Here is a 23573-nt window from a genome sequence, read left to right as displayed (position 1 = left end):
TCAACCGTCTCTCCGGCCCGTCCCACCGTCTCCCCGGTGCGCCCCCAGCGCCTCAGCAGCGCCGGTGAAGGGGGTTCTAAGGATAACCGCATACCTCCGCAACCGAAAAATTCGACAAACTTGAAAAAAACCGAAAAAACACAATTTAACTAAAAATAACAGCTACTTATAAAAGTCTCCCCAGCCCGCAGAATGCACAAGAAAGAGGAACTTGCGCCGAATCCGGGGTTTTGCACCGAGTTACCCACAGACTCGGCGCCGAGTCAGGCGGAATCGGCCGGACGGAACCGTGTCAGCAGGCTGGGAAAGGGAATCCGCAGCAGCAGCAGACCAACAATCAGGGACAGATAGACCAACGGCTCGATCTGAAATCCCTTGGCGAGCATAACATAATGCAACCCGCCCAGTAGTGCCGCCGGAAAGACCAGACGCTGAAGGCTGCGCCAGCGAGAACCCAGTTTACGTACAGACAAGTTATTTGAGGTTACCGCCAGTGGGATCATCAGGATGAACGCCGCCATGCCAACCGTGATATAAGGACGTTTGAGAATATCCGCCCAGATCTGGCTGGGCACCTGCACGTCCAGAATCAGCCAAACCAGAAGATGCAGGCTGACATAGGCAAATGTCAGGACGCCCAGCGCCCGACGGAACTTTAGCAGGTTCAGGCCGAGGAACCGCCGCAGTGGTGAAATCGCCAACACGGCGATCAATAGTTGCAGCGCCAGTTCTCCATACTGGTGCTCCAGTGCCTCAATCGGATCAACGCCCAGCCCGCCGGTCAGCCCCTGATAGAACAGCCAGGGCGCCGGAAGTGCGCCCAGCAGGTAAACCAACCAAACGGGGATGCGGCGCAGTATCTGATTCAGCGTCTGCATGGTCTTAGTGGTTTTCCGACAGATCCATACCTTCATAGAGGCCAGCGACCTCTTCTTCGTAGCCGTTGAACATCAGCGTCGGGATACGTTTTGCGAACAGACCACCGCCAATCTGACGTTCCGAGGCCTGCGACCAGCGCGGGTGGTCCACGTTCGGGTTCACATTACTATAGAAGCCATATTCACGCGGGGCCGACATGTTCCAGCTGGTGGGCGGTTCGACATCCGTCAGCGTGATACGGACAATCGACTTGATGGACTTGAAGCCATACTTCCACGGCACCACCAGACGCAGGGGGGCTCCGTTCTGGTTCGGAATCGGTCGTCCGTAAATACCGGTGGCCATGATGGTCAGCGGATGCATCGCCTCATCCAGACGCAAACCTTCCCGATAGGGCCATTCGAGGATCGGGTACTGCACCCCCGGCATCTCATCCGGGCGATAGGCGGTTTCAAAGGCCACGTATTTGGCCCCATCCTGCACACCGGCCATGTTCAACAGATCAGCCAGTTCAAACCCGTTCCACGGAATAACCATCGACCAGGCTTCGACACAGCGGAACCGATAGATGCGCTCTTCGACGGTCATCTCGGACATGATGTCCTTGAAATCATAATCACCGGGTTTGTCGACCAGGCCGTCGATCTTGACGCTCCAGGGTTCAGTCACCAGCGTGTGGGCATATTTCGCCGGATCGTCCTTGCGCGTGCCGAACTCATAGAAGTTGTTATATGAGGTGATTTCTTCCCAGCTATTTGGTTCGAGAGCTTCCTGCGCCATGGCCGGACGCGCCAATCCCGCCAGTCCGACACCCGCCAATCCGGCCATCACCTGCCGCCGGTTCAAAAACGCCGCCCTTGGGGTGACGTCGGCATGTGTCAGTGTATTGATCCAGCGATGCGCCATCTATGTCTCCTTGATAAGCTAGCCTGAAGCTTCAGTTAATCCGCTGATAGCACAGCACCAAGGCAACATGCGTCACGATTGGGAGAAGAGACTGTAACGATTCCCATTCGATGGTGAATGCCTCCGACGCAGAACTCCGTTACTGAGCACGCGATACTGCGATAAGTGGCATCAACCTCGAGTGATGCTGAGATCCCCGCGCAAAACTCCGCCAGATTGACCCAGCGTCACCCAAGTTGTTGATTTTGGTCAATGAAACGGCGCGCAAGACAGAGTATTCTACGCCCAAGCGGCCTCGCCTTCTGGCTGCCCAAAGTTGGTAACGCCCAAGGCGTCGCGAAACCCCAACGCAACTTGATCGGAAAGGACACCACATGAAACTGAAACTGGTCGCGGGCCTTTCGCTGGCCCTGATCATCGCGGCATGCGGTGAAAAACAGACTTATCCCATCTCTGGCTGTGATGCGAACTCGACCTATCCCGTGACCTGCGAGGAAATTGGTGACGGGACCCAGCTTGGCAAATCGAATCCGCAAGACCTCAACGCGTTGCCATCCGGCACGTAAACTGTGTGATCGAAAGCCAGAGCTACGCCGCATCCTGGCTGATGGTTTAAAGAGCCCGCCCTTCGGTGGGCTCTTTCTTCGACTGGGGCCGTTACTTGAGAATCGACGCGTTTCCAGCGGATGATGCATCAGTTTCCCGCGCAAACTCTGTCGCAGGGCACACCGGGAATTGTCACGCTGAGTTGATTGAACTGTGCCTATTTGCGAAAAACACCCGAGCCTCCAATCTTTACAAATGCTTCGCTCAACATGCAGGCTGCTGTCCAGGATCCGCGACCTGACCTCCGGATCCGCTGTTCACCCGATTGTCGGGATAGACTGAAGGGAGAAGACGAATGTGTGACATCTGTGTGATGAACGCGGTCAAGGACCGTATGCTGTCAAGAAGAGGGTTTTTCAAAGCCGCTGCGGCCTCGGGCGTTGCGGTCGCCGCGACCGGAGTCAGCGCGCCGGTCGCCCTTGCGGCGGGCCAAGGCAAGGTCGAGGATATGACCCACACGATCAGCGCCGAATTCCCGACCTACTTTGGCGAACCGGGATACGCGTCCGAGCAGGTCTTCAATTTCGCCGAACACGGCCTCAACCTGCAACGCCTTACAGTGAACGAACACACCGGCACGCATATAGATGCACCTTTGCACTTTTCGGCGGATGGTGCGTCGGTCGACGAAATCCCGGTCTCAGATCTTATTGCGCCGCTTTGCGTGGTCGACATCGCCGCCCGGGCTGCCGAAGACGCCGACACCTTGTTAACCCCGGATGACCTGAAGGCGTGGATTTCCGCAAACGGTGACATTCCGGATGGCGCCTGCGTGGCCTTGTATTCCGGCTGGGCAGCCAAAGTCGACACCGACGACTATCGTGGGTTTGACGGACAGGCGCAGCATTATCCAGGTTTCCACCCCGAAGCCGCCATGATGTTGATCGAAGAAACCGGCACACGATCCATTGCGTCCGACACCTTGTCTCTGGATCACGGTATCTCAACCGATTTTGGCACCCATTACGCATGGCTGCCGACAGGCCGGTTTGGAATCGAAAACATCGCCGGACTGGATCGTGTTCCGGCCGCAGGCGCAACGCTGGTGATAGGCGCGCCGAAACATGCGGGCGGCACCGGTGGACCGGCGCGCATTTTTGCGATGGTCTAGGGCCATATTGACAGCGACATGGGAAAACCCGCCAGACTGACCGGTTTTCCCAAAACAGGCGGAGTGGGAAATGCTGACAGGTACTTGCCATTGCGGCACAACTGGCTGGACATTGAATGCCGCGCCTGAGTCGGCCACCGCCTGCAATTGCACGATCTGCAGGCGTTATGGAGCACTTTGGGCCTATGGGTATGTTGGACGGGATATAGAAACAAGCGGCCAGACCAGCACATATCTGCGCCAAGACAGTGGGGATATCTGTTTCCAGTTTTGCCCGATCTGCGGGTGTATAATGTACTTCGCTGCAAAATCAGCAGATCAGCGTGGCCGTTATCGAGCGGCTGTCAATCTGCGTGTGTCCGACTTGTCACTGATACATAAGGTGCCAATTCGCCGCTTTGAGGGGCACAACAGCTTCAAGGCACTTCCCGGCGATGGCAGAACGATAGAGGACGTCTGGTTCTGAGCTATGACATGCCCACCCGATGTTGGGCAGCAGACGCTCTGCAATACGCAGAGCTGATACCTGAAACTCAACGCAAAAAAGACCCGCCAAATTGGCGGGCCTTTCTTTTTAGCATTGCGGATCAATGCACCACGGCATCATCCGGGCGGGGCCGATCTGACGTGCCCAGCCTGTCACCGATGATCAGACCTTCGGCCCCGGCGGTGACTGGAACGGTCTCGCCATCCTTGATCTCACCGGCGAGCAGAGCCTCGGCCAACGGGTTCTGCAAAGCACGTTGGATCACGCGCTTGAGCGGACGGGCACCAAAGACCGGATCATAGCCTTCATCAGCCAGCCATTCTCTGGCACCATCGTCCAGCGCCAGCTCGATCTTGCGGGCGGCCAGACGTTTTTGCAGACGCGCCATCTGGATATCGACGATGCCATCCATATCGGCCCGCTTGAGTCGGTCAAAGATGATCGTTTCGTCCAGACGGTTCAGGAATTCGGGCCGGAAATGCGCCCGGACCGCATCCATCACGTCACGTTTGGCCTGCGCACTGTCGGCCCCTTCGGGCAACTGGCTGAGCGCCTGAGACCCAAGGTTCGACGTCAGGATGATCAGCGTCTGCTTGAAGTCCACGGTGCGACCCTGACCATCGGTCAGAACACCATCGTCCAGAACCTGCAACAGCACGTTGAACACATCCGGATGCGCCTTTTCGACCTCGTCAAACAGCACGACCTGATAGGGCCGGCGCCGTACAGCTTCGGTCAGCACGCCACCTTCATCATAGCCGACATAGCCCGGAGGGGCGCCGATCAGACGGGCGACCGCGTGTTTCTCCATGAACTCGGACATGTCGATGCGCACCATCGCGTTGTCGTCGTCGAACAGGAAGTTCGCCACGGCCTTGGTCAGTTCTGTCTTACCCACGCCGGTCGGGCCGAGGAACAAGAACGAGCCCAGCGGGCGGCCCTCATCATTCAGACCGGCACGCGCACGGCGCACTGCGTTGGCCACGGCTGTGACCGCCGCATCCTGACCAATCACGCGGGAATGCAGATCGTCTTCCATCCGCAGCAGTTTCTCACGCTCGCCTTCCAGCATTTTCGAGGTCGGAATACCCGTCCAGCGTTCGACAACACTGGCGATCTGTTCCGGACGCACCGTTTCCTCGGCCATCATGGCGTTGCTTTCGGCGTTTTCGGCCTCGGTCAGCTTTTTCTCAAGCTCGGGGATGACGCCGTAAGACAGCTCACCCGCCTTGGCGAGGTTACCTTCGCGCTTGGCGATCTCCAGATCAGCACGTGCTTTGTCGAGCTGTTCTTTCAGATCCCGTGCGCCCGCAAGCTTGTCACGTTCGGCCTGCCATTGGGCGGTCATCTCGGCGGATTGCTCCTGCAGATCGGCCAGATCCTTTTGCAAGGTTTCCAGACGATCCTTCGAGGCCGCGTCGTCTTCCAGCTTCAGCGCCTCTTCCTCGATCTGCATTTGCAGGATCTGACGATCCAGCTGATCGAGTTCCTCGGGCTTGGAATCCACTTCCATCCGCAGGCGCGATGCCGCTTCATCGACAAGGTCGATGGCTTTGTCAGGCAGGAACCGGTCGGTGATGTAGCGATGCGACAAGGTCGCCGCCGAGACCAACGCCGAGTCCGAGATGCGTACACCGTGGTGCAGCTCGTATTTCTCCTTGATGCCGCGCAGGATGCTGATCGTGTCCTCGACGGTGGGTTCCGTGACCATCACAGGCTGGAACCGGCGCGCAAGGGCCGCGTCTTTTTCGACGTATTTACGATACTCATCCAGCGTGGTCGCACCAATACAATGCAACTCACCCCGGGCAAGCGCAGGCTTGATCAGGTTTGCGGCATCCATCGCGCCGTCGGATTTACCGGCGCCGACCAGAGTATGCATCTCGTCGATGAACAGGATAATCTCTCCGGCGGCCTCGGTCACTTCGGTCAGAACCGCCTTGAGGCGTTCTTCGAACTCACCGCGATATTTTGCGCCCGCAATCAGCGCGCCCATATCGAGCGCGAGCAGCTTTTTATCCTTCAGCGATTCCGGCACGTCGCCGTTGACGATGCGCAGGGCCATGCCCTCGGCAATCGCGGTTTTACCGACGCCGGGTTCCCCGATCAGAACCGGGTTGTTCTTGGTGCGGCGTGACAGAACCTGCATCGACCGGCGGATCTCCTCATCCCGCCCAATGATTGGATCAATCTTGCCCTCAGCCGCGGCCTCGGTCAGATCACGCGCGTATTTCTTGAGCGCATCATAGCCTTCTTCGGCCGACGCCGAGTCAGCCGTGCGACCCTTGCGGATATCGTTGATCGCTTCGTTCAGCTTCTGGGCGGACACGGCTCCTGCATCCAAAGCGTCCTTGGCTTTGGATTTCACCATGCACAATGCCATCAGAACGCGTTCGACCGGCACAAAGCTGTCACCCGCTTTGGTGGCAATCTTTGCGGCCTCATCCAAGACTTTTGCGGTCTGGCCATCCATGTAGATCTGGCTCGCGTCGCCGCTCACCTTTGGGATTTTGGACAATGCGGCATCAAGAGCTTCGACCACGCGCACCGGCGCGCCGCCAGCGCGGGTAATCAGGTTGCTGGCCAGCCCCTGATCATCATCCATCAATGCTTTCAAAATATGTTCGGGCAACAGTCGCTGGTGCCCCTCGCGCAGCGCAATCGTCTGCGCCGCCTGCACGAAACCCCGTGCCCGCTCGGTGAACTTGTTTAAGTCCATAGCAATCTCCTTTTTCTAAGCGCCCTGAATGTGATGCGCCCGCTTGGCAGCACGCGTCAGTTTGGGCCTCACATTCCATTTGGGAAATATCTTTGTCCGTTCAAGAGGCTAAACCGCAGAATCCGGTTTAACGACGAGGCACGGAGTAGACGGTGTACCCGCCAGTTTGCGCCACCTCGCGGGCGTTATACATTTCCACCAGAGATTGTGCCGCGTCACTGCCGGTCGGGCAGGACACAAGGTCCGCTGCATCATCCAGAAAATTGACGGTAAACGCGGTCTCGCCGGTCAGTTGGCAATCGTCATCAGTTGAACGATAGCCGCGCACCAGCCTCAAATCTTCATTTGTAGGCGACACGACAACCGAGTCAGCGGCTTCGGTTTCAAGCGGCATGTCCTGACACGCCGGTAATATCAGAACGAGGCCGAAGCCAATCAACCATTTCATTGTCCCACCTTTCTCAGATCTTCTTATGAGTGAACCCTATCACAGTCTTGCCATGGCTGCTTGATTTCGATCACCGGCCTGTCCTGCATGGACACAAGCGCCCGAACAAGCTAGGACGCAGACGTTTGCCAAAAAGGAGCTTGCCCCATGTCCGATGATCGCTTGATCGTAGCCCTCGATGTTCCCAACGCCCTGCAGGGCCTGGCCATGGCCGAGCGGCTGGGTGATGCCGTCTCATTCTACAAGATCGGGCTGGGTATGCTGACGGGCGGTGGTCTGGCGCTGGCGAATGAGCTGAAGCAGGATCACGGCAAGCGTATTTTTCTGGATATGAAGCTGTTTGACATCGGCAACACGGTTGAGAACGCCGTACGGGGTCTGGCGCAGTTCGATCTGGATTTCCTGACCGTTCATGGCGACCCCCACGTGGTGCGCGCTGCTAAAGAAGGGGCTGCGGGCAAGGACCTCAAGATTTTGGCGGTGACCATCCTGACGTCGCTGAACCGTGACGACCTGGATGCCAGCCTGCTGAAAGAGGGTGACGTGCAGGATCTGGTTGTCGAACGCGCCGCCAAAGCGCTTGAGGCCGGAGCGGACGGCGTAATCGCCAGCCCGCAAGAGGCCGCCTTGATCCGCGCCCTGCCCCAGGCCGAAGGCCGCCTGATCGTCACCCCCGGTGTTCGGCCCGCTGGTGCCGAGCTGGGCGATCAGAAACGCGTTGCCACCCCGGCCAGCGCGATCGGAGACGGAGCTGACCACATCGTCGTCGGCCGCCCGATCTATCAGGCAGAGGACCCAAAGGCGGCGGCCGAAGCTGTACTTGCTGAGCTAAATTCCTTGACACAACACTGAAAGGACACGCGTTTTCCGGGAATTTCGACCCAACGACCGGCCCCAACGCGTTGACCTTACGTCACTTTCCGGTCTCTCCGCGCCAAATCGTCTCTGTGCCCGAAAACACACATGAAAAATACGAGTTTTGACGATGTGACCTCGGTCCTATCTAAATCTCGGAATTTGAGCGATTCTGAGGGCGTGATACTCCCCGCGGACCATATCTTCCTGAGGTCCGTCACCTCCCCCCGCCAATCGCGGGGGGTCTTCTTCCGAAAGCAATGCTTGCTTCAAAACATCCCTGTTGCGGCCATGTAATGGCGTAAGCGGATCGCAAAATTGGGAACCGCCAATGCGTCTTGCAGATACAATTCTGGCGACATCAGCAGCCATCCCTGCCCTTCATCACCGAATCTGATCAGGTTGACATCGCCGGGTGGACGGAGCGCCGCGAAAAACCAGTTTTCACCATATTGGCGCGACCAGACGAAATCCTCTGCCGTAAGGTGCAGGCCGACCTCTTCAATCGTTTCGCGCGTGACGCATTGCAACGGCGTCTCTGCCCCTTCCCGCCCGCCTCCGGGAAAATCAAAATGACCCGGAAAAGGGATATCCTTGTTGTCGTCCCGTTGAATCACCAGCAGGTTCGATCCAAGAAACAGCGCAACCTTTGCTCCGGTGAAATGCATGAACGGCTTTTTCTTTGTTTCCTGACAGGATAAATTTTAGCCAACACCTCACGCAAACCAAAGCGCATAAATCTGAGAAGTGAACGTAATGCCTGCTTTATGCCGCGACTGCTTTTCGACAATGCAACAGGAAGCGCGCTGCCCCTCCTGCGGAAGTCCGCGGATCAAGGCGCACCCCGAGCTTTTTGACCTGTCCATTGCGCATATGGATTGTGATGCGTTTTATGCCTCGGTCGAAAAGCGCGACAATCCGGAACTGGCCGACAAACCGGTGATCATCGGCGGCGGTAAACGCGGTGTCGTGTCTACGGCGTGTTATGTGGCGCGGATTCGCGGGGTTCGTTCGGCCATGCCAATGTTCAAGGCGCTGCAGCTTTGCCCTGATGCCGTTGTCATCAAGCCGCGCATGTCGGTCTATGCTGAGGTGTCCCGCCAGATCAGGGCGATGATGGACGAACTGACGCCTGTGATCGAGCCGCTGTCCCTGGACGAAGCCTTTATGGACCTGTCCGGCACGCAACGCCTGCACGGCGCACCACCGGCAGTGATGTTGGCCCGGTTGGTGAAACGGATGAAGGATGAACTGGGTGTAACCGGCTCAATCGGTCTTTCGCACAATAAGTTTCTGGCAAAGGTGGCCTCGGATCTGGACAAGCCGCGCGGGTTTTCGGTGATCGGCAAGGCGGAAACGGCCGACTTCCTCTACAACAAGCCCGTACGCCTGATTTGGGGCATAGGTCCGGCCGCGCAAGAGTCATTGGATCGGGCCGGTATCCGAACCTTTTCGGACCTGCTGCGCTGGGACCAGGAGGCGCTGACCGCGCGGTTCGGGTCGATGGGCTATCGCCTGTGGCATCTGGCGCGCGGTCAGGACAAACGGCGCGTATCCTCGCACGAGCCGATGAAGTCGATCAGCAACGAGACCACGTTTTTCGAGGATACGGCCAGTCTGGACATCCTGGACGGTCACCTGTGGCGCATGTCCGAAAAGGTTGCGGACCGGGCCAAAGCCAAAGGGCTGGCCGGGCGAGTTGTGACGCTGAAGCTGAAACAGGCGAACCACAAGATCATCACCCGGCGCGTTTCACTGCGGGATGCCACGCAGATTGCGGATCGTATTTATCGCACCGCACGCGGATTGTTCGATCAGGTCGGGGACAAAGGACCTTATCGTCTGCTTGGCTGCGGGATATCCGATCTGTGCCCAGAAGATCAGGCCGATATCTCAGGCGACCTTCTGGACCCCGGCGCAGCCCGGCGGTCTCAGGCAGAACGCGCCACGGATGAGATCAGGCGCCGGTTCGGAACGGATGCGATTGTAAAGGGCCGGGCCTTGCGCTGAGGTCACTCGGCCGCCAGTTGCAATGGTTCGCCGCCGATGCCGGAAATCTCCATGATCACCTGGCGCAGCGTCTCACGGAACGCTTCGAAGTTATCGCTGGGTTCAATCTTGCCTTCATCCATATAGAGCGACCGGTCGATCTCGATCTGGATGGCATGCTGGTTGCGCCCGGGCCGCCCATAGGTCTGCGTCACGTAAGCCCCGGCAAACGGCGCATTTCGCGCAACCACCAGACCGGCCGACGCGAAGGCCGCTTCAATCCGGTCCACGATTCCCGCAGAAGCCGAAGCCCCGAACCTGTCGCCCAACACGATCTGCGGTCGCTGAGACTTGGCAGTGCTGGCCATTGCAACGGCCTCATGCGGCATCGAGTGGCAGTCGATCAAAATGGCCTGACCAAAGGTATCGAGCGATTCGGCCAACAATGACTTGAGACGCGCGTGATAGGGCCGCCAGCACGTGTCGATGCGCAGGCGCGCCTCGTCCATGGTCAGCTTGCCGCGATAAATCGCGCGCCCATTGGCGACGACGCGGGGAATCACACCCAGCCCCGACGCGACCCGAGGGTTGTGTCCGTGGCGACGCGCGCCCTGAATCAGCGCCGGATCCAGTTCCTCCGCACTGCGGTTCAGGTCCAGATAGGCGCGCGGCTTGGTTGCCGAAATGAGGGGGGCACCATGGTCGACGGCGGAGGAAAACAGCTGATCCACAAACGCATCTTCCGAAGACCGAATCACATTTTGGCTCAGAACCGTGCGACTTAACATTGTATCGGGGTAGTTTCGGCCGCTATGCGGAGAAGAAAACACCACGCAAGACGTGCGTTTGACCGGCATATCCAATACGTAGGCAGTATTCTTCATGGCGACTCCTTGTACGCTTTGAACATAGACCGGAAAATAGTTCTGCCAAACCCCTTGAACCCCTCTGCGACTCCTTTTATAGACCCCGCTACCGGCGCGGGGTTCCGCGCCCCATTTCGTTATGGGGCTGGGCACGCAAAGGTAAAGTGGGCGGTTAGCTCAGCGGTAGAGCACTTCGTTGACATCGAAGGGGTCACAAGTTCGATCCTTGTACCGCCCACCATCTATTCACTGCTTCGGACCTCCGGGGCACCCGCTAACCCAGGCGCTGGCCACGTCCTTGATGAAGGCGCCGCAGATTGGAGACAGACCATGAAGGTCAAGAACTCGCTCCGCTCGCTCAAGAACCGGCACCGTGATTGCCGTGTTGTGCGTCGCAAAGGCCGCGTCTACGTGATCAACAAGACGCAGCGCAAGTTCAAAGCTCGCCAGGGCTAAGAACTGCACATAACTGTTTAAAAGAACCGCGCCCCTGGGTGCGGTTCTTTTTTTGGGTGCTTCTATGTCTGCTACGCGGACAAAGCGGTCTATGGTTCTCCAAACAAATCGGCCAACCTTGGGTTTACAGTACACGGTTGTGGAGAGTGAGAAGGATTAGTTGTCTTTACTTCCGGAAGTACAGTGTCTCAATTGGCACCCTTATTGCATGCTGAGCAGGACGTTATGGCTAACAGGCGTCCAGATACCCTCCGGTTAAGCCCTTTTGCGTGTCAGATGGTATCATCCCAAAATTAGGTTGTTGGCTGCTCGGGTGCATCACCCAAAGCCAGCAGCAAAAGGATAGCCAAAAGGGGTGATCCAACCAGACCGATCAGGAACCAGATCAAACCGGACCGGTTGCGCCGCCCTGCCATCGTGATCGGCAGGATATAAAGCCAGATCACGACAACCAGCAAGATGAGCATAAAAATCAACTGGATAACTGGTGCGTCCATGAAATTTTGCCTTTCGTATCTTGACGCCACTTTTAACACGGCTGATCCGTTTTGAAAGGCGATGGCCCGAAAGCGTTCTCGGGTATTAATTTAGCCCGACATGGGCCCCGGGCGTCCCAACCCTCTCCCGTTAGGTTCCTTGGCTATCAGACGGTGTCGTCCCAATGGTCGGTGCTTTCCGGATCACACGGTAGCAAGATCGGCAAAACGGATAAAGTGGGTGTTCAAGGATCCTTTTAAAGTGCCTTTTCAATGAACTTTGAAAAAAGCTCACCCTGCGAGTTGATCCTAAGTTTCGCGTAAATGTTGCGTCTGTGGATGCGGACTGTGCCTGGAGAGATGCCGAGAATTGTGCCAACAGCTTCTGCCGAATGGCCCTTCAATGTGAACTCAACGACTTCTCGTTCTCGTGGTGTCAGGACGCCATCGCCAAATGCCTGGAATGCTAGATCGACGCGACGACTAACGCCATTCGCTGCGGCGCCGCGGGCCATCGTTGGAAAGTCACTCCAATGTTTGCAGCAGGCTGCCCGAACGAGCGGCCATAGAGCGTGCAAATGACGAATTTCCTTGGCGGAAAAAGGCTTCTCTGCGCGCATGAGCGAGACCACAACCATCCCAGCGCCTGGGATATCGGTAAAGTAACCAATCTCCTCGGCTAACCCAGTCCTTTTGTAATAGCTGCGATAGTATTCGCCCTGATAGAACCTGTCCGGTGCGATATCGCGCATGCGGTACAGACCCGGTGTTATCGGTTTTGTCGCGGCCAAAAAAAATGGATCAAGTACGTAGGGCCCGGCTTGGTAGTCCTCAACAAAAATACGCCGTTTGCTTTTGGGGAAATCGTCGTGAAGGTCTATTGGTGCTTCGGTTCCGACATGGCCAAACACTACAGTAAAATCGAATGGTGCGACCTGCCGTAAGCCATCTGCCAAAGCACATGGAAACTCTGGGGTTCCGATCTTCTCCACGACCCTGCCGGCCTCTTCCATCCAATCGTACACACGCCGCTCCAGATTTTCGAAAAGAACCTCTATACCCCAATTGTGGTATATACAGCTATTTCGAGTTATTGTTACTTTTTCCTTGTTTGAGTGGTATGCCAATAAATGCCAAAAAATCAAGCAAAAGGAAAACGGCAGTATATGAGCTTTGACATGAGCGTCACCATGCAGACGATTGCGGAACTCCGAGGAGTGACCAAGACCTTCGGGAATGTGGTCGCTGCCAAAGACCTGAATCTTTCCATTGGGAAAGGAGAGTTCCTGTCATTCTTGGGCCCATCTGGTTGCGGCAAAACCACAGCACTAAGAATGCTGGCAGGTTTCGAGAAACCAACCGAAGGCCAGGTGTTGCTCGATGGCGAAGTCGTCAACGACTTGGATGCGCACCATCGCCCAGTCAACATGGTGTTTCAGCACTACGCTCTTTTTCCTCACCTGAGCGTGTTCGACAACATCGCGTACGGCCTGCGCCAACAACGACCACGCGTAGATAAGCAAACAATCGCGACAAAGGTTAAGCAGGCGCTGGAAACTGTCCGTCTTGGTGGGTTTGGCCCACGTCGCATCTGGGAGATGTCTGGTGGTCAGCAGCAACGCGTCGCTTTGGCGCGTGCGATCGTAAACGAGCCCAAGCTTTTACTGCTCGATGAACCAATGGCTGCTCTGGATCGAAAGCTTCGAAAAGAAATGCAGTTTGAACTGCAGAACCTGCAACGACAACTGGGAATAACTTTTGTCCTCGTCACGCACGACCAAGAAGAAGCGCTTTCGATGTCCGACCGAATTTGTGTGATGGAAGGTGGCAGTATTGTGCAGGTAGGCAGCCCACGCGAACTCTATGACATGCCCCGCAGCCGTTACGTGGCTGGATTTGTAGGCACCTCGAATTTCTTTGATGCAACTGTAACTGACGCAGTAGCCGACCAAATCACTGTGCGTTTAGCGAGTGGCCAAAAGGTGCACGGAACTCCAGAGATTCCAATAGATGCAGGGCAGGAAGTGTGCGTCAGTATCCGTCCTGAACAGATCACGCTGACCCGCGCGCTGCCCGCAGCTGAAATTGCTCTGCCAGTTACCATTCAAAATCGGATCTTCCTTGGGGAGCACACAGAATACCTTGCGCGCAACGAAGCACTGGGTGATTTCCACGTACTTGTGCCAAGGCAAGCGGAATTGAACGAGGGGACGTTCAATGCAGGAGAGCAGGCCTTTGTTTCATGGGGCGAAGGCGCACTGCTGATCCTGGAAAATTAACAAATCCCGCAATCCAACAACAGAGAGGTTCACAATGGCCAAGGATAATGGGACTATTTCCAAGCAAAAGTTCATGGAAGAGCTTCGCCGGTACCAAAAGGGTTCGGTCACACGGCGACATTTTTTGGGCGTGACAGGTCTTGGGATGGCAACGGCCGTTCTGGGCACGGCTATGCCTGGGTTGCGTCCACGCCCGGCATTTGCTGCCGGAGACATTGGCGACCGAGTGATCCTCGCCACGTGGCCGAACTACCATGACGAGATGAACTTCGAAGCCTTCACGGAAGCCACTGGCGCTCATGTTCAGGTCAATGTTTTTGGCTCGAACGAAGAGATGTTGGCAAAACTGCAGGCCGGAGGGTCTGGTTGGGACGTTTTCGTACCGACAAATTACACGATCACTACGTATGTGGGCGAAGATCTGATTATCCCGCTCGATACGTCCAAACTACCAAACTACGACGCAGGTTCATTCGAACAGCGCTTTTCGGATGCCGGCTCTGTCGATGGCCAGCTTTACGCGGTGCCGAAAAACTGGGGCACGACCGGCTTTGCAGTGAATACTAGCAAGCTTGACGGCGCTCCGACTCCAACCACATGGAAAGAGTTCTGGGACCTTACTATGGAAGGTTACTCAGGTCGGACAATGGTGCATGATTACCAACTCACCACCATCGGTAATGCCCTGAAATACTTCGGCTACTCCTTCAACTCGGTCGATGAGAAGGAACTGGCGGATGCCGAGAAATTGTTGCTGGATGCTAAACCGCATCTGTTTGCAATCTCGTCGGATTATCAGCCGCCGATGCGTAACGGTGACGCCTGGATGACGATGTGCTGGACAGGTGACGGCAAGCAGATGAATGTCGACATGCCTGAAATCGCCTACGTTCTGGGAGCTGAGGGCGGTGAACTCTGGTCCGACTACTACGCTATTCCGAAGGGCGCCCCCCATATGGATGCCGCCTATGCTTTGATCGACTTCCTGCTGAACCCGGAAGTTAATGCGAGAGAAGTCCTCGCTCATGGCTATCCATCGGCTGATGCTCGCACCAATGCGTTGCTGCCGAAGGAATTGCTGGAAGATCCGATCCTTTATCCGGCAGCTGACCTTCTGAATGCGCTCGAGTTTGGCGCGGCGGCTACGCTAACCGATCCAAACCGTGCCGAGTTGCTCGCCCGCTTCAAGTCGGCCTAAGCGGCAAGGCCGCAATATCGGAAAAGACGAGGACAATATGACCGAACGAGGCAGAAAAGCACTGTTGCTGGCACCGGCAGGAATATGGCTTTTGGTAATGCTTGCCCTTCCACTACTGGTCGTCTTCGTCTTTTCCTTTGGCGAACGGGGTGCCGCCGGAGGCTATGTTCCAGCGTTCACTTTGGAACAATATGCCAACCTTCCTGCGCGATGGACGGCGTTTAAGAACACCTTGATCCTTGCACCTCTGGGGACTATCGCTGCGTTGGTAATTGCCTACCCGCTCGCCTACTTTCTTGCGGTGCGTTGTTCGCCAAAGTGGAGAACTTCGCTGTTGATCCTGGTGATCGTGCCGTTCTGGACATCGATCCTGATCCGGTCATACGCATGGATTTTCATCCTTGGGGGGCGTGGCATGCCCGCTTTACTGGAGTCGATCGGCATCGATGATGTCCGCCTGATAAATACGCCGTTCGCTGTGCTTGTGGGGATTGTCTATGGGTATTTACCTTTGATGGTTTTCCCAATTTTTGTAAGCTTGGACAAACTGGATAAACGCCTTCTTGAAGCCTCAGCTGATCTCGGCTCTACCCCATGGCGTACGTTCCGTCAGGTGACACTTCCTTTGTCGGTACCCGGTATCGCAACTGGCTGCATGCTGGTCTTCATCTTGCTTATGGGCGAGTTTCTGATTCCAGCGATCTTGGGCGGCGGAAAGGTGTTTTTCGTCGGAAATGCGCTGGTGGACCTGTTCCTACAGTCTCGAAACTGGGCGTACGGATCGGCGGTCGCAATGACGCTAGTTGTCGTAATGCTTGTCACCGTCTCAATTTACATGAAATTCATCTCGCGCCTGGGTGGCCAGCGCGAAGATGTCTCGCTGATGTGAGGGTCCGATGCGCTTTTACGCGATTTGCGTCTACCTTTTTCTCTATATTCCAATCGGCATCATCGCGCTTTTCAGCTTCAATGCCGGACGACACGCAAGCCAGTTCATGGGGTTCTCGACCCAATGGTATGGCAAAGCGCTCAACAACCCATTTGTTATGGACGCGCTCGAGACCAGTCTGCTTGCGGCATTCATAACTGCTTGCCTCGCATCCACACTCGGAACCATGGCGGCCATCGCTTTACAAGGGGTTAAGGGGTGGCTCCGAACTTTGTTCGATGCGATGATTTATATTGCGATAATGATACCAGGTATCGTCATCGGTATCGCGACACTCATTGCCCTGGTCACCGTATTCGGCTGGCTAAACCCGCTTCTTGCGAGCCTATGGCCCGATGGAGCAAATCCCCCGCAACTTTCCATGGGGATGCCCACGCTTGTCGCCGCACACACCATGTTCACAATGGCGCTGGTCATAATCATCGTACGTGCAAGGCTATCGGGTATGGACCGTGCCCTCATGGAAGCTTCGGCTGACCTCTTTGCGACGCCCTGGGGCACCTTTCGGCAGGTGACCCTGCCGTTGATAGCACCGGCAATTTTGGCGGGCTTCCTGCTCAGCTTCACTTTCTCATTTGATGATTTCATCATGGCGTTCTTCGTAGCTGGCTCAGAAACAACCCTGCCTATCTACATATTCTCATCCATCCGGCGCGGCGTAACGCCCGAGATCAATGCCATAGGCACTATGGTTATGGGCGCGTCGCTCTTGTTGCTCGTTGCAGCGCAACTGCTTTTGCGCCGAGGCGCCTCAAAATCCAATAGTTAAATAAAGGAGCCAAGTGAAATGCGGCTTGCAGGTAAAGTCGCGCTCGTGACGGGCGCGGGATCAGGAATTGGTCGGGCAGGTTCAATGGCAATGGCACAAGAGGGTGCGCATGTTGTGGTAACGGATCGCGATGCAACACTTGCTGAAGCCACTGTGGCCGCGATCGTTGCGCAGGGGAATCAAGCATCTGCCATACAGCTTGATGTGACCGATGACGATGCCCTTACCAAAGCCATAGACGAAGCAGTAAAAAACTTCGGTCGGCTTGACGTGTTGCACTCTCATGCTGGGTTGCAGATCGAAGGAACGCTGGAAGAAGTGGAACCAGATGGAATGGATGCTTCTTGGACATTGAATGTCCGCGCTCACTTCATTGCCGCGCGCGCAGCTGTCCCCCATATGAAATCACAAGGTGGAGGCAGCGTGATCGTCACGGCCTCCAATTCTGGGGTTCAATACGACCGGGGTATGATCGCCTATGCGACTACAAAGCACGCAGCTGTTGCGATGGTCCGGCAGATGGCAGCCGACTACGCTGTCCATGCAATCCGTTTCAATGCCCTTTGTCCAGGATTTGTAGACACCCCCTTCAATGCAGGCTTCGAAAAGCAGATGGGTGGCCGTGCCAAACTGGAAAGCTACATCGAGCAGGCGATCCCTATGAGTCGGTGGGCGACAGTTGAAGAGATTGGCCATGGGATCGTCTATTTAGCTTCAGATGAGTCCGCTTTTATGACGGGGCAAGCCTTGGTTATCGATGGCGGTGAATGCATTTAGTGATGGGTTAGACCGCTCAAGAGAATGTCGATCGCCGCACTTCATTTTTGGCGAGCACATTTCAGTCCGCTTTGGGCTCATTTCGGTCATTCCCACCGCTTTTTTCAGGTACACGTTGGCTCATGCTTATACGCGCCCACCAACGGCGACCTTTTGACCAACTAATTTTGTCGGAATTGCTTGCATCCCCTCGAGAATCGTTTAATTGACCAAATCAGTCGGATTATGACCCGCCACAACTTTCAATGTTGGGAAATGAAATGCTGAAATCTTCCACCTGCGTTGCCGCCGCTCTGACGGCCCTGATTGCAACCTCCGCCGCTGCCGAAGGGGAACTGAACCTCTATTCCTCGCGCCACTACGACACCGACGAAAAACTGTACGGTGACTTCCAAGAGGCCACTGGAATCACCATCAACCGCATCGAAGGCAAGGCTGATGAGTTGATCGCCCGTATGGAAGCCGAAGGGGCGAACTCGCCTGCCGATATCCTGCTGACCGTCGATACATCACGTCTGGCACGCGCCAAAAACGCGGGCATTCTCCAATCGGTCGACAGCACCGTTCTGGAGGAGCGCATCCCCGCCAACCTTCAGGATATCGACAACGAATGGTTCGGTTTTTCCCAGCGCGGTCGTATCATTTTCTACGACAAGGAAAACGTCGCGAACCCGCCAGCCACTTATGCCGACCTGGCCAAGCCGGAATACAAGGGCCTGGTCTGCATCCGGTCGTCCAGCAACACCTACAACCAGACTCTGCTTGCATCGATCATCACTCATGAAGGTCCCGAGGCCGCCAAAGCATGGGCCGAAGGTATCGTCGCCAATATGGCCCGTGAGCCGCAAGGCGGCGACACAGATCAGCTGCGCGGCATCGTGTCGGGTGAATGCGACATCGCGGTTTCGAACACCTATTACTTTGCCCGTGCGATCCGCAAAGATGTCAAAGGCGTGTCTGCCGATATCGATGCAATCGGCTGGGTCTTCCCCAACCAGGACGGCACCGGTGCGCATATGAACCTGTCCGGCGCCGGTGTGGCGGCGAACGCTCCGAACAAGGAAAACGCCATCCTCTTCCTCGAGTATCTGGCTAGCGATTCCGCTCAGTGGTACTTCTCAGCCGGGAACGATGAATTTCCCGCCGTCGAGAGTGTTGAGCTGGTCGACTCGGTTAAATCGCTGGGTGAATTCAAGGCAGACGACGTGAACCTTTCCGAAGTTGCCAAGAACCTGCCCGAGGCCCAGAAGATCTTTAACGAAGTTGGCTGGAAGTAAGCCACAGGCAAGAACCGAGCAGTGTGAAGGGCGCAGAATTTCTGCGTCCTTTCTATTTCTTACCAGTCACTTCCGAGAACCTTCAGCAACACGCCTATTCACACCCAACTTTAAAATCGAACGCCAAACCCAATAGAAAATCCCGAGAATTGGTCAGCAATCACACCATTAAGCATGATACGCCCCGCCTGGACCGCCGGGAGCCCGATCTTTGTCGTGTCGACCTCAATACCAACACCGGCCGTCGCCAGCCAATCAGTATCCAGGACCATCGCGCTATCGCCGTGATAGAGCACAACCCCGGCATCCAAAACCAGCTTTGACGGACGACCAAGAAGCCTGACATTCTCAAGCGGATAGCGATAACGTGAAAACAACGTCGTTTGGTTGGAATTGGCCTTGGCGCCTTCCGCTTGCGGTTCGTTTATTGGCTGGAACTCCAAAAACGACTGCCGTACACGAAACTCGGCCTCCCACGGCCCGAATTGCGCCTCGCGAAAGAGGCTCAAGGATGCTCCGACGCCGTATGCGTTGAGGTTTCCATCAACCACATCGCCCCCGCCCGAGCTGGAGGGAAACAACGGGAAATTCGAAAAGACAGCATCTGTCGTGACATGTCCCAGCGACAGGTGCGCTACGGGGCGGAAGTACCAATCGTTTGCAAGCGGAAACTCCCATCCGAGGCCAAATGTTGCGGCCAAGCTCGACCATTTCACATCGACTTCGGAATCGGACGCGAACTCGGGAAAAATAAGCGTTGGATTGTAGTTCTGGTATGCAACCAGACCTTCAATATACATGCCGTTTTCCAATGGCTTGAACCCGCCCCGCAGCTGGGTCGAACGCAGGCTTCTTGCGTCACCTGAAGCGCTGAGAAAGGCAAGAGATGACAGTGTCTCGTTTGGGGTTGCTGCAATGCTCAGCACCGCCAGCGCCGCTCGGGCCGCCGCTTCTGAGGCGTCTGGATCGAGGTTCTCAGCTTCTGATTGCGGGGCGAAACTCCAGATCAGAAACGATATGTACGCAACAAGTCTTTTCAATACGTGGGTTCGCCTGTCGAAGATGCTCTGCTGTAGCGTGCAACCACTTGGGAAGCGCAAGGAGTACTGGGACAATGCTATCCCAGTCGCATCCTCCTAAAAATCCAAAACAGCGAAGTCACGGCTATGAATCCTGAAGGCGGGTATTTTGGAAACACCTAAGGGCGACGAGTTTTCAGGCCACCTCTGCCGCACATCTATCGACCGCCAACTGGAAAGTGATTTGGCAAACGGCATTTGATTGGGTTCAATTGGATCAGGAGGTGCGCCATGAAACCGGAACGTTTCGAGAAGTTTTACTTTGCCAAAGTCGGCATGGGCGAAGCTTGTGGTTGCGCCGAACGAGTGATCGATGTGTTCGAATTCAACCGGAAAGGCGGCATGCAATCCAAGCGGGCGCTGAAACAGGACCGGCGGAAACACAGGTCATTCCGGTCATGGGCCGTCAAATACGGACTTCTGAGCCGCAAACGCCAGTTTTAGGGGGGCTCTCGCAGCTCTCGTCATCTATTGGCTATGAGTCCTGACCCTAGGCAACGCAGGCCAATACGTTCCCGATCAGGTGAGGCAGGTCGTGTAGCATGAAAGATGCTTCGCGCTGCCGGGAGCCGTTCTTCGACACTCACTTCGAGATGGGGGACTCTGAGACCCAGGGGTCGCAACCGAACAGCGGCAGCAGTTTCATGCTACGAACTAAATCTGCCACATACTGTTTTTATTGAATAGCGAAATTGATTCATACAATATAGTTGAAAATCGAATAGATACTCCATGGATATTGAACTCGCGCGAACATTTCTGGCGATTGTCGAAACGGGCAGTTTTCTGGAGGCTGCCAACAAGGTTTACGTCACGCAATCAACAGTGAGCATGCGTATTCGGTCACTCGAACAACAGCTTGGGCGACCAGTGTTCGAGCGAGGGAAATCCGGCGCCACACTTACTCCGGCCGGGCACCGCTTTCACAAACACGCGCAAGCACTTGTCAGGTGCTGGACACAAGCCCGGATCGACGCCTCCCTGCCTGATGCTGTGGAAGCTGCTCTGGAAATCGGTGCCGTGCCCAGCTTGTGGGACGGGTTCCTGATCGACGCGATGCCAGAGTTGATGCAAGCGTTTCCGAATGTGGCGGTTCACGGATCTACGGTTTCAACTGAAACTCTGCTGAGCCAAACGACTGCGGGCGCGCTGGATTTGGCTGTGATGTATGATCCGCGGAACACTGTCGGGCTGACCGCAATGCAGTTGTTCGAAGATGATTTCGTACTCGTGAGCAGCGATTTCGATACCTCGCGAAACCCATTTGAAGAAAACTATGTTTTGATCGACTGGGGGCCTGAATTCCGAGCCGATCACCTGCTGAACTTTCCGGAAATTCCGACGCCAATGTTGCAGCTTGGTATTGGCACTCTCGGCCTGAACTATTTGAAAGCCCAGCCGGGAACCGGATTTTTCCCCTGGCGGGTAGTTGCGCAGGAAGTCGAAACCGGTTGGTTGAGGGTGATTGAGGATGCTCCTCGGTTTGCTTATGCCGCCTATGCCGTTTTTGCTGACGATGATCCTGAAAGCCTCCCCTGCAAGGCGGCCCAGCTTTTGAGTGACTTTGCAAAAGAACAGTTTCCCGTCACGGCCTGAGATGGCGGGCTACGCGCTGCTTACCATTTGGAAGGCGAATTTTCAGTTTTCGGAAGCCTCCAAGGTTTCGGTCGCTGCGGGCTGCATTTTGCCAGACTCGAACATTAGACCTGCGGTAATCCCGACCATCAAAACGCCGCCCATGATGGCCCAGTACCTCCAACCAAAAGATCTTTGCAAACGCATTTTTTCTCTCCAAGGTCGTCCGTCGAGACCAGATCAGTATAAGGAGGTATAAAAGTCTACCAAATCGAAGGGATTGACACTCAAAAAGGCAATGTACTGAAAACAAACATCTATTCAGATCATCGATAACACAGTTGAGAAAAAATCATATAGTTTAGCACTCCGAAAACGAACATTGATCTCCTAAAATAACGAAGTAGAGAGAAAGGAGGTATCGATGGATAGGCGCTGGATTAATCGCGTTACCGAACACATAAGGCGTTTCATTGCGTCACAACGGTTCGGGATCGTGAAGCACTCGGCAGCACAACAGCAGGAATTGCAAAGCCCACAAGATTGGGACGATGCCGCCGAGATATGGGACCCGTCCGAATTCGACCCGGAGAAAGAAAATCGGGAACGACGTTTGCGCCCGAGCGATTATGAATGGGAAGTAACCGGCGAACTTCCTTGGCGCGGGCATAATCACCGATTCAAAGGAGGCTGAGGGATATCCCAAGCCTGAACGTTGGATATTTCAGTCACAGGTGACGCAATACTCGCGCCCCTTGATCCCGCATCGTATACAGTTTGGGATCCGACGGCACCGAATGTGAATTCCCACTCCGGATAGCACGCCCCAAAACAATTGAGATTGCAGAAAAATTACGTCGCTTTCAGCCTCTTAGGTCGAAAACAGCGCAGCGCCATCTGCGCGTTTTGGCAAAATTCAGTACCAATCAAGAATGGTGTACAGAATGCTGGAAGTTCATTCGATTCCCGGTGCATTTACCGCGCGGGAATGTGAGCAAATTGTTGCTGCATCACAAAAAGCCCCGGCAAACGAGGCTCTGCTTGTTGGGCAGAACAAGGATCATAATCTGCGCAGAGCGGATGTGACTTGGCTGGACGACGTCGACGGCTCTGATTGGGTGATGTCACGCCTGATCGATGTGGTCCGTCGCTCCAACACCGACAAGTTTGGCTTCGATCTGAGCGAGTTCGCCGAAAGTCCGCAGATTGCCTGCTATAAAGCATCAAATGGTGGTCATTTCGCGTGGCATTCCGATATCGGCGACGGGCCTGTCGCCCGAAAAAGAAAGCTATCGCTGGTCGTTCAACTCAGCAAACCCGGAATGTACGACGGCGGAGACTTGGAGATAATGCCGGGCGCTTATGCAGTAACGGCCAGCCGGCATCAGGGCAGCGCGACCATCTTTCCCAGCTTCTTGTTGCATCAGGTGACACCGGTTGAGAATGGTGATCGGTATTCGTTGACGGTCTGGGCGCATGGCCCGGCATTTCGGTGATGATTTCCGTACCCGTTTGATTAAAGTCGGGACCCATTGATTTCCGTTTTGCGGCGTGATTCACGGTTCAAAAACGAGCGATGAACGTGTCTGATCTCTTCTGACTTACGGATGCGCAAATGGCGCGTCTGGAGTCTTTCTTCCCGAAGCCCCATAGCAAGCCGCGCGTCGATGACAGGCGTGTGGTGAGCGGGATTATCTTCATCAATCGCAATGGTTTGCGGTGGCGGGATCCAGCCGTCGGCACGTATAATGCGAATATGACAAGAGATATTGAAGCCAACGCTAAGACAATCGCTGATGCCCTGACCTCTCCGGTCAGGATGACGGGTTTGGTCATATGCGTTTCCTCTTAGATTGTGGGGCACCGCATTGG

The 23573-nt window shown here is 55.5% G+C and carries 26 protein-coding genes, 1 tRNA gene and 1 pseudogene; 18 read left to right on the top strand and 10 right to left on the bottom strand.

What is annotated here, in order from left to right; all coding sequences use genetic code 11:
* Positions 1–263: 263 nt before the first annotated feature.
* Both msrQ and msrP read right to left on the bottom strand, forming a co-directional pair.
* Positions 264–878, bottom strand: a complete 615-nt coding sequence (gene msrQ, locus ACR0AA_RS18780; protein ID WP_480666276.1) for a protein-methionine-sulfoxide reductase heme-binding subunit MsrQ — start codon at positions 876–878, stop codon at positions 264–266.
* A gap of 4 nt (positions 879–882) precedes the next feature.
* Positions 883–1785 (bottom strand): protein-methionine-sulfoxide reductase catalytic subunit MsrP, encoded by a 903-nt coding sequence (msrP, locus tag ACR0AA_RS18775; protein ID WP_480756704.1) that lies wholly within the window; start codon positions 1783–1785, stop codon positions 883–885.
* Between the two features lie 374 nt (positions 1786–2159).
* Here msrP and ACR0AA_RS18770 point away from each other — a divergent pair, with 374 nt between their 5' ends.
* From ACR0AA_RS18770 to ACR0AA_RS18760, 3 genes are all read left to right on the top strand, one after another.
* Positions 2160–2351 carry a hypothetical protein gene (locus ACR0AA_RS18770; RefSeq protein ID WP_480666278.1) on the top strand — a complete coding sequence of 64 codons (192 nt, stop codon included), beginning with the start codon at positions 2160–2162 and terminating at the stop codon, positions 2349–2351.
* 335 nt (positions 2352–2686) lie between these two features.
* Positions 2687–3502: a cyclase family protein gene (locus ACR0AA_RS18765; protein ID WP_480666279.1), complete on the top strand. Its 816-nt coding sequence runs from the start codon at positions 2687–2689 to the stop codon at positions 3500–3502.
* A gap of 70 nt (positions 3503–3572) precedes the next feature.
* A complete protein-coding gene (locus ACR0AA_RS18760; RefSeq protein ID WP_480756701.1) occupies positions 3573–3968 on the top strand; it encodes a GFA family protein in 396 nt (131 codons plus the stop codon).
* A 121-nt stretch (positions 3969–4089) separates the two neighbouring features.
* Here ACR0AA_RS18760 and clpB read toward each other — a convergent pair whose 3' ends face one another.
* On the bottom strand, positions 4090–6708 hold the full coding sequence (gene clpB / locus ACR0AA_RS18755; RefSeq protein ID WP_480666280.1) for an ATP-dependent chaperone ClpB: 2619 nt from the start codon (positions 6706–6708) through the stop codon (positions 4090–4092).
* Positions 6709–6835: 127 nt separating this feature from the next.
* Positions 6836–7156 carry a hypothetical protein gene (locus ACR0AA_RS18750; protein WP_480666281.1) on the bottom strand — a complete coding sequence of 107 codons (321 nt, stop codon included), beginning with the start codon at positions 7154–7156 and terminating at the stop codon, positions 6836–6838.
* A gap of 147 nt (positions 7157–7303) precedes the next feature.
* Between ACR0AA_RS18750 and pyrF the strand changes: the two genes are divergently transcribed.
* Complete coding sequence (pyrF, locus tag ACR0AA_RS18745) at positions 7304–8008, top strand: orotidine-5'-phosphate decarboxylase (RefSeq protein WP_480666282.1); 705 nt, start codon at positions 7304–7306, stop codon at positions 8006–8008.
* A 272-nt stretch (positions 8009–8280) separates the two neighbouring features.
* Here the strand turns inward: pyrF and ACR0AA_RS18740 are convergent, their stop codons facing one another.
* The gene (locus ACR0AA_RS18740; RefSeq protein WP_480666283.1) at positions 8281–8679 is read right to left on the bottom strand and encodes an NUDIX domain-containing protein; all 399 of its coding nucleotides are present in this window, start codon (positions 8677–8679) and stop codon (positions 8281–8283) included.
* An 88-nt stretch (positions 8680–8767) separates the two neighbouring features.
* Here ACR0AA_RS18740 and ACR0AA_RS18735 point away from each other — a divergent pair, with 88 nt between their 5' ends.
* Positions 8768–10021: a DNA polymerase IV gene (locus ACR0AA_RS18735; protein WP_480666284.1), complete on the top strand. Its 1254-nt coding sequence runs from the start codon at positions 8768–8770 to the stop codon at positions 10019–10021.
* 2 nt (positions 10022–10023) lie between these two features.
* Here ACR0AA_RS18735 and ACR0AA_RS18730 read toward each other — a convergent pair whose 3' ends face one another.
* Entirely contained in the window at positions 10024–10884 is an 861-nt protein-coding gene (locus tag ACR0AA_RS18730; protein ID WP_480756697.1) for an N-formylglutamate amidohydrolase, read from the bottom strand.
* Positions 10885–11032: 148 nt separating this feature from the next.
* Here ACR0AA_RS18730 and ACR0AA_RS18725 point away from each other — a divergent pair.
* Together ACR0AA_RS18725 and ykgO are read left to right on the top strand one after the other, a co-directional pair.
* Positions 11033–11107: transfer RNA gene (locus tag ACR0AA_RS18725), tRNA-Val, on the top strand.
* A gap of 89 nt (positions 11108–11196) precedes the next feature.
* A complete protein-coding gene (gene ykgO / locus ACR0AA_RS18720; protein ID WP_005648635.1) occupies positions 11197–11322 on the top strand; it encodes a type B 50S ribosomal protein L36 in 126 nt (41 codons plus the stop codon).
* A gap of 293 nt (positions 11323–11615) precedes the next feature.
* Here ykgO and ACR0AA_RS18715 read toward each other — a convergent pair whose 3' ends face one another.
* Both ACR0AA_RS18715 and ACR0AA_RS18710 read right to left on the bottom strand, forming a co-directional pair.
* Positions 11616–11819: a hypothetical protein gene (locus ACR0AA_RS18715; protein WP_058283652.1), complete on the bottom strand. Its 204-nt coding sequence runs from the start codon at positions 11817–11819 to the stop codon at positions 11616–11618.
* 236 nt (positions 11820–12055) lie between these two features.
* Positions 12056–12823: a helix-turn-helix transcriptional regulator gene (locus tag ACR0AA_RS18710; protein WP_480756693.1), complete on the bottom strand. Its 768-nt coding sequence runs from the start codon at positions 12821–12823 to the stop codon at positions 12056–12058.
* A gap of 153 nt (positions 12824–12976) precedes the next feature.
* Here ACR0AA_RS18710 and ACR0AA_RS18705 point away from each other — a divergent pair, with 153 nt between their 5' ends.
* From ACR0AA_RS18705 to ACR0AA_RS18680, 6 genes are all read left to right on the top strand, one after another.
* Complete coding sequence (locus ACR0AA_RS18705) at positions 12977–14077, top strand: ABC transporter ATP-binding protein (RefSeq protein ID WP_480661501.1); 1101 nt, start codon at positions 12977–12979, stop codon at positions 14075–14077.
* Between the two features lie 34 nt (positions 14078–14111).
* Positions 14112–15275 (top strand): ABC transporter substrate-binding protein, encoded by a 1164-nt coding sequence (locus tag ACR0AA_RS18700; protein ID WP_480661502.1) that lies wholly within the window; start codon positions 14112–14114, stop codon positions 15273–15275.
* Between the two features lie 37 nt (positions 15276–15312).
* Positions 15313–16164, top strand: a complete 852-nt coding sequence (locus ACR0AA_RS18695; RefSeq protein WP_480661503.1) for an ABC transporter permease — start codon at positions 15313–15315, stop codon at positions 16162–16164.
* A gap of 7 nt (positions 16165–16171) precedes the next feature.
* Positions 16172–16993 (top strand): ABC transporter permease, encoded by an 822-nt coding sequence (locus ACR0AA_RS18690; protein WP_480661504.1) that lies wholly within the window; start codon positions 16172–16174, stop codon positions 16991–16993.
* 18 nt (positions 16994–17011) lie between these two features.
* Positions 17012–17770 (top strand): SDR family NAD(P)-dependent oxidoreductase, encoded by a 759-nt coding sequence (locus tag ACR0AA_RS18685; RefSeq protein ID WP_480661505.1) that lies wholly within the window; start codon positions 17012–17014, stop codon positions 17768–17770.
* A gap of 260 nt (positions 17771–18030) precedes the next feature.
* On the top strand, positions 18031–19047 hold the full coding sequence (locus ACR0AA_RS18680) for a Fe(3+) ABC transporter substrate-binding protein (RefSeq protein ID WP_480756689.1): 1017 nt from the start codon (positions 18031–18033) through the stop codon (positions 19045–19047).
* Positions 19048–19157: 110 nt separating this feature from the next.
* Here ACR0AA_RS18680 and ACR0AA_RS18675 read toward each other — a convergent pair whose 3' ends face one another.
* Positions 19158–20087: an autotransporter domain-containing protein gene (locus ACR0AA_RS18675; protein WP_480666288.1), complete on the bottom strand. Its 930-nt coding sequence runs from the start codon at positions 20085–20087 to the stop codon at positions 19158–19160.
* A 270-nt stretch (positions 20088–20357) separates the two neighbouring features.
* On the opposite strand from ACR0AA_RS18675, the gene ACR0AA_RS18670 reads away from it, so the two are divergent.
* Positions 20358–20570 (top strand): hypothetical protein, encoded by a 213-nt coding sequence (locus ACR0AA_RS18670; RefSeq protein ID WP_480666289.1) that lies wholly within the window; start codon positions 20358–20360, stop codon positions 20568–20570.
* 288 nt (positions 20571–20858) lie between these two features.
* A complete protein-coding gene (locus ACR0AA_RS18665) occupies positions 20859–21722 on the top strand; it encodes a LysR family transcriptional regulator (protein WP_480756682.1) in 864 nt (287 codons plus the stop codon).
* A gap of 42 nt (positions 21723–21764) precedes the next feature.
* On the opposite strand, the gene ACR0AA_RS18660 is transcribed toward ACR0AA_RS18665, so the two are convergent.
* Complete coding sequence (locus ACR0AA_RS18660) at positions 21765–21908, bottom strand: hypothetical protein (protein WP_480666291.1); 144 nt, start codon at positions 21906–21908, stop codon at positions 21765–21767.
* Positions 21909–22125: 217 nt separating this feature from the next.
* Here ACR0AA_RS18660 and ACR0AA_RS18655 point away from each other — a divergent pair, with 217 nt between their 5' ends.
* The 3 genes and pseudogenes from ACR0AA_RS18655 to ACR0AA_RS18645 form a co-directional block, all read left to right on the top strand.
* The gene (locus tag ACR0AA_RS18655; RefSeq protein ID WP_480666292.1) at positions 22126–22395 is read left to right on the top strand and encodes a hypothetical protein; all 270 of its coding nucleotides are present in this window, start codon (positions 22126–22128) and stop codon (positions 22393–22395) included.
* Positions 22396–22645: 250 nt separating this feature from the next.
* Entirely contained in the window at positions 22646–23197 is a 552-nt protein-coding gene (locus ACR0AA_RS18650; RefSeq protein ID WP_480666293.1) for a 2OG-Fe(II) oxygenase, read from the top strand.
* 119 nt (positions 23198–23316) lie between these two features.
* Positions 23317–23451 (top strand): annotated as a pseudogene (locus ACR0AA_RS18645) (IS5/IS1182 family transposase); the annotation flags it as partial.
* Positions 23452–23573: the final 122 nt, after the last annotated feature.

The sequence above is a fragment of the Ruegeria sp. CE8 genome (genome assembly GCF_056537465.1).
This window is presented reverse-complemented; position numbering and strand designations above follow the sequence as displayed.

What these genes read in the sequence shown, in the direction of transcription:
- msrQ (WP_480666276.1), bottom strand. Translation starts at nt 878, where the DNA reads ATGCAGACGCTGAATCAGATACTGCGCCGCATCCCCGTTTGGTTGGTT.
- msrP (WP_480756704.1), bottom strand. Translation starts at nt 1,785, where the DNA reads ATGGCGCATCGCTGGATCAATACACTGACACATGCCGACGTCACCCCA.
- ACR0AA_RS18770 (WP_480666278.1), top strand. Translation starts at nt 2,160, where the DNA reads ATGAAACTGAAACTGGTCGCGGGCCTTTCGCTGGCCCTGATCATCGCG.
- ACR0AA_RS18765 (WP_480666279.1), top strand. Translation starts at nt 2,687, where the DNA reads ATGTGTGACATCTGTGTGATGAACGCGGTCAAGGACCGTATGCTGTCA.
- ACR0AA_RS18760 (WP_480756701.1), top strand. Translation starts at nt 3,573, where the DNA reads ATGCTGACAGGTACTTGCCATTGCGGCACAACTGGCTGGACATTGAAT.
- clpB (WP_480666280.1), bottom strand. Translation starts at nt 6,708, where the DNA reads ATGGACTTAAACAAGTTCACCGAGCGGGCACGGGGTTTCGTGCAGGCG.
- ACR0AA_RS18750 (WP_480666281.1), bottom strand. Translation starts at nt 7,156, where the DNA reads ATGAAATGGTTGATTGGCTTCGGCCTCGTTCTGATATTACCGGCGTGT.
- pyrF (WP_480666282.1), top strand. Translation starts at nt 7,304, where the DNA reads ATGTCCGATGATCGCTTGATCGTAGCCCTCGATGTTCCCAACGCCCTG.
- ACR0AA_RS18740 (WP_480666283.1), bottom strand. Translation starts at nt 8,679, where the DNA reads ATGCATTTCACCGGAGCAAAGGTTGCGCTGTTTCTTGGATCGAACCTG.
- ACR0AA_RS18735 (WP_480666284.1), top strand. Translation starts at nt 8,768, where the DNA reads ATGCCTGCTTTATGCCGCGACTGCTTTTCGACAATGCAACAGGAAGCG.
- ACR0AA_RS18730 (WP_480756697.1), bottom strand. Translation starts at nt 10,884, where the DNA reads ATGAAGAATACTGCCTACGTATTGGATATGCCGGTCAAACGCACGTCT.
- ykgO (WP_005648635.1), top strand. Translation starts at nt 11,197, where the DNA reads ATGAAGGTCAAGAACTCGCTCCGCTCGCTCAAGAACCGGCACCGTGAT.
- ACR0AA_RS18715 (WP_058283652.1), bottom strand. Translation starts at nt 11,819, where the DNA reads ATGGACGCACCAGTTATCCAGTTGATTTTTATGCTCATCTTGCTGGTT.
- ACR0AA_RS18705 (WP_480661501.1), top strand. Translation starts at nt 12,977, where the DNA reads ATGAGCGTCACCATGCAGACGATTGCGGAACTCCGAGGAGTGACCAAG.
- ACR0AA_RS18700 (WP_480661502.1), top strand. Translation starts at nt 14,112, where the DNA reads ATGGCCAAGGATAATGGGACTATTTCCAAGCAAAAGTTCATGGAAGAG.
- ACR0AA_RS18695 (WP_480661503.1), top strand. Translation starts at nt 15,313, where the DNA reads ATGACCGAACGAGGCAGAAAAGCACTGTTGCTGGCACCGGCAGGAATA.
- ACR0AA_RS18690 (WP_480661504.1), top strand. Translation starts at nt 16,172, where the DNA reads ATGCGCTTTTACGCGATTTGCGTCTACCTTTTTCTCTATATTCCAATC.
- ACR0AA_RS18685 (WP_480661505.1), top strand. Translation starts at nt 17,012, where the DNA reads ATGCGGCTTGCAGGTAAAGTCGCGCTCGTGACGGGCGCGGGATCAGGA.
- ACR0AA_RS18680 (WP_480756689.1), top strand. Translation starts at nt 18,031, where the DNA reads ATGCTGAAATCTTCCACCTGCGTTGCCGCCGCTCTGACGGCCCTGATT.
- ACR0AA_RS18670 (WP_480666289.1), top strand. Translation starts at nt 20,358, where the DNA reads ATGAAACCGGAACGTTTCGAGAAGTTTTACTTTGCCAAAGTCGGCATG.
- ACR0AA_RS18665 (WP_480756682.1), top strand. Translation starts at nt 20,859, where the DNA reads ATGGATATTGAACTCGCGCGAACATTTCTGGCGATTGTCGAAACGGGC.
- ACR0AA_RS18660 (WP_480666291.1), bottom strand. Translation starts at nt 21,908, where the DNA reads ATGCGTTTGCAAAGATCTTTTGGTTGGAGGTACTGGGCCATCATGGGC.
- ACR0AA_RS18655 (WP_480666292.1), top strand. Translation starts at nt 22,126, where the DNA reads ATGGATAGGCGCTGGATTAATCGCGTTACCGAACACATAAGGCGTTTC.
- ACR0AA_RS18650 (WP_480666293.1), top strand. Translation starts at nt 22,646, where the DNA reads ATGCTGGAAGTTCATTCGATTCCCGGTGCATTTACCGCGCGGGAATGT.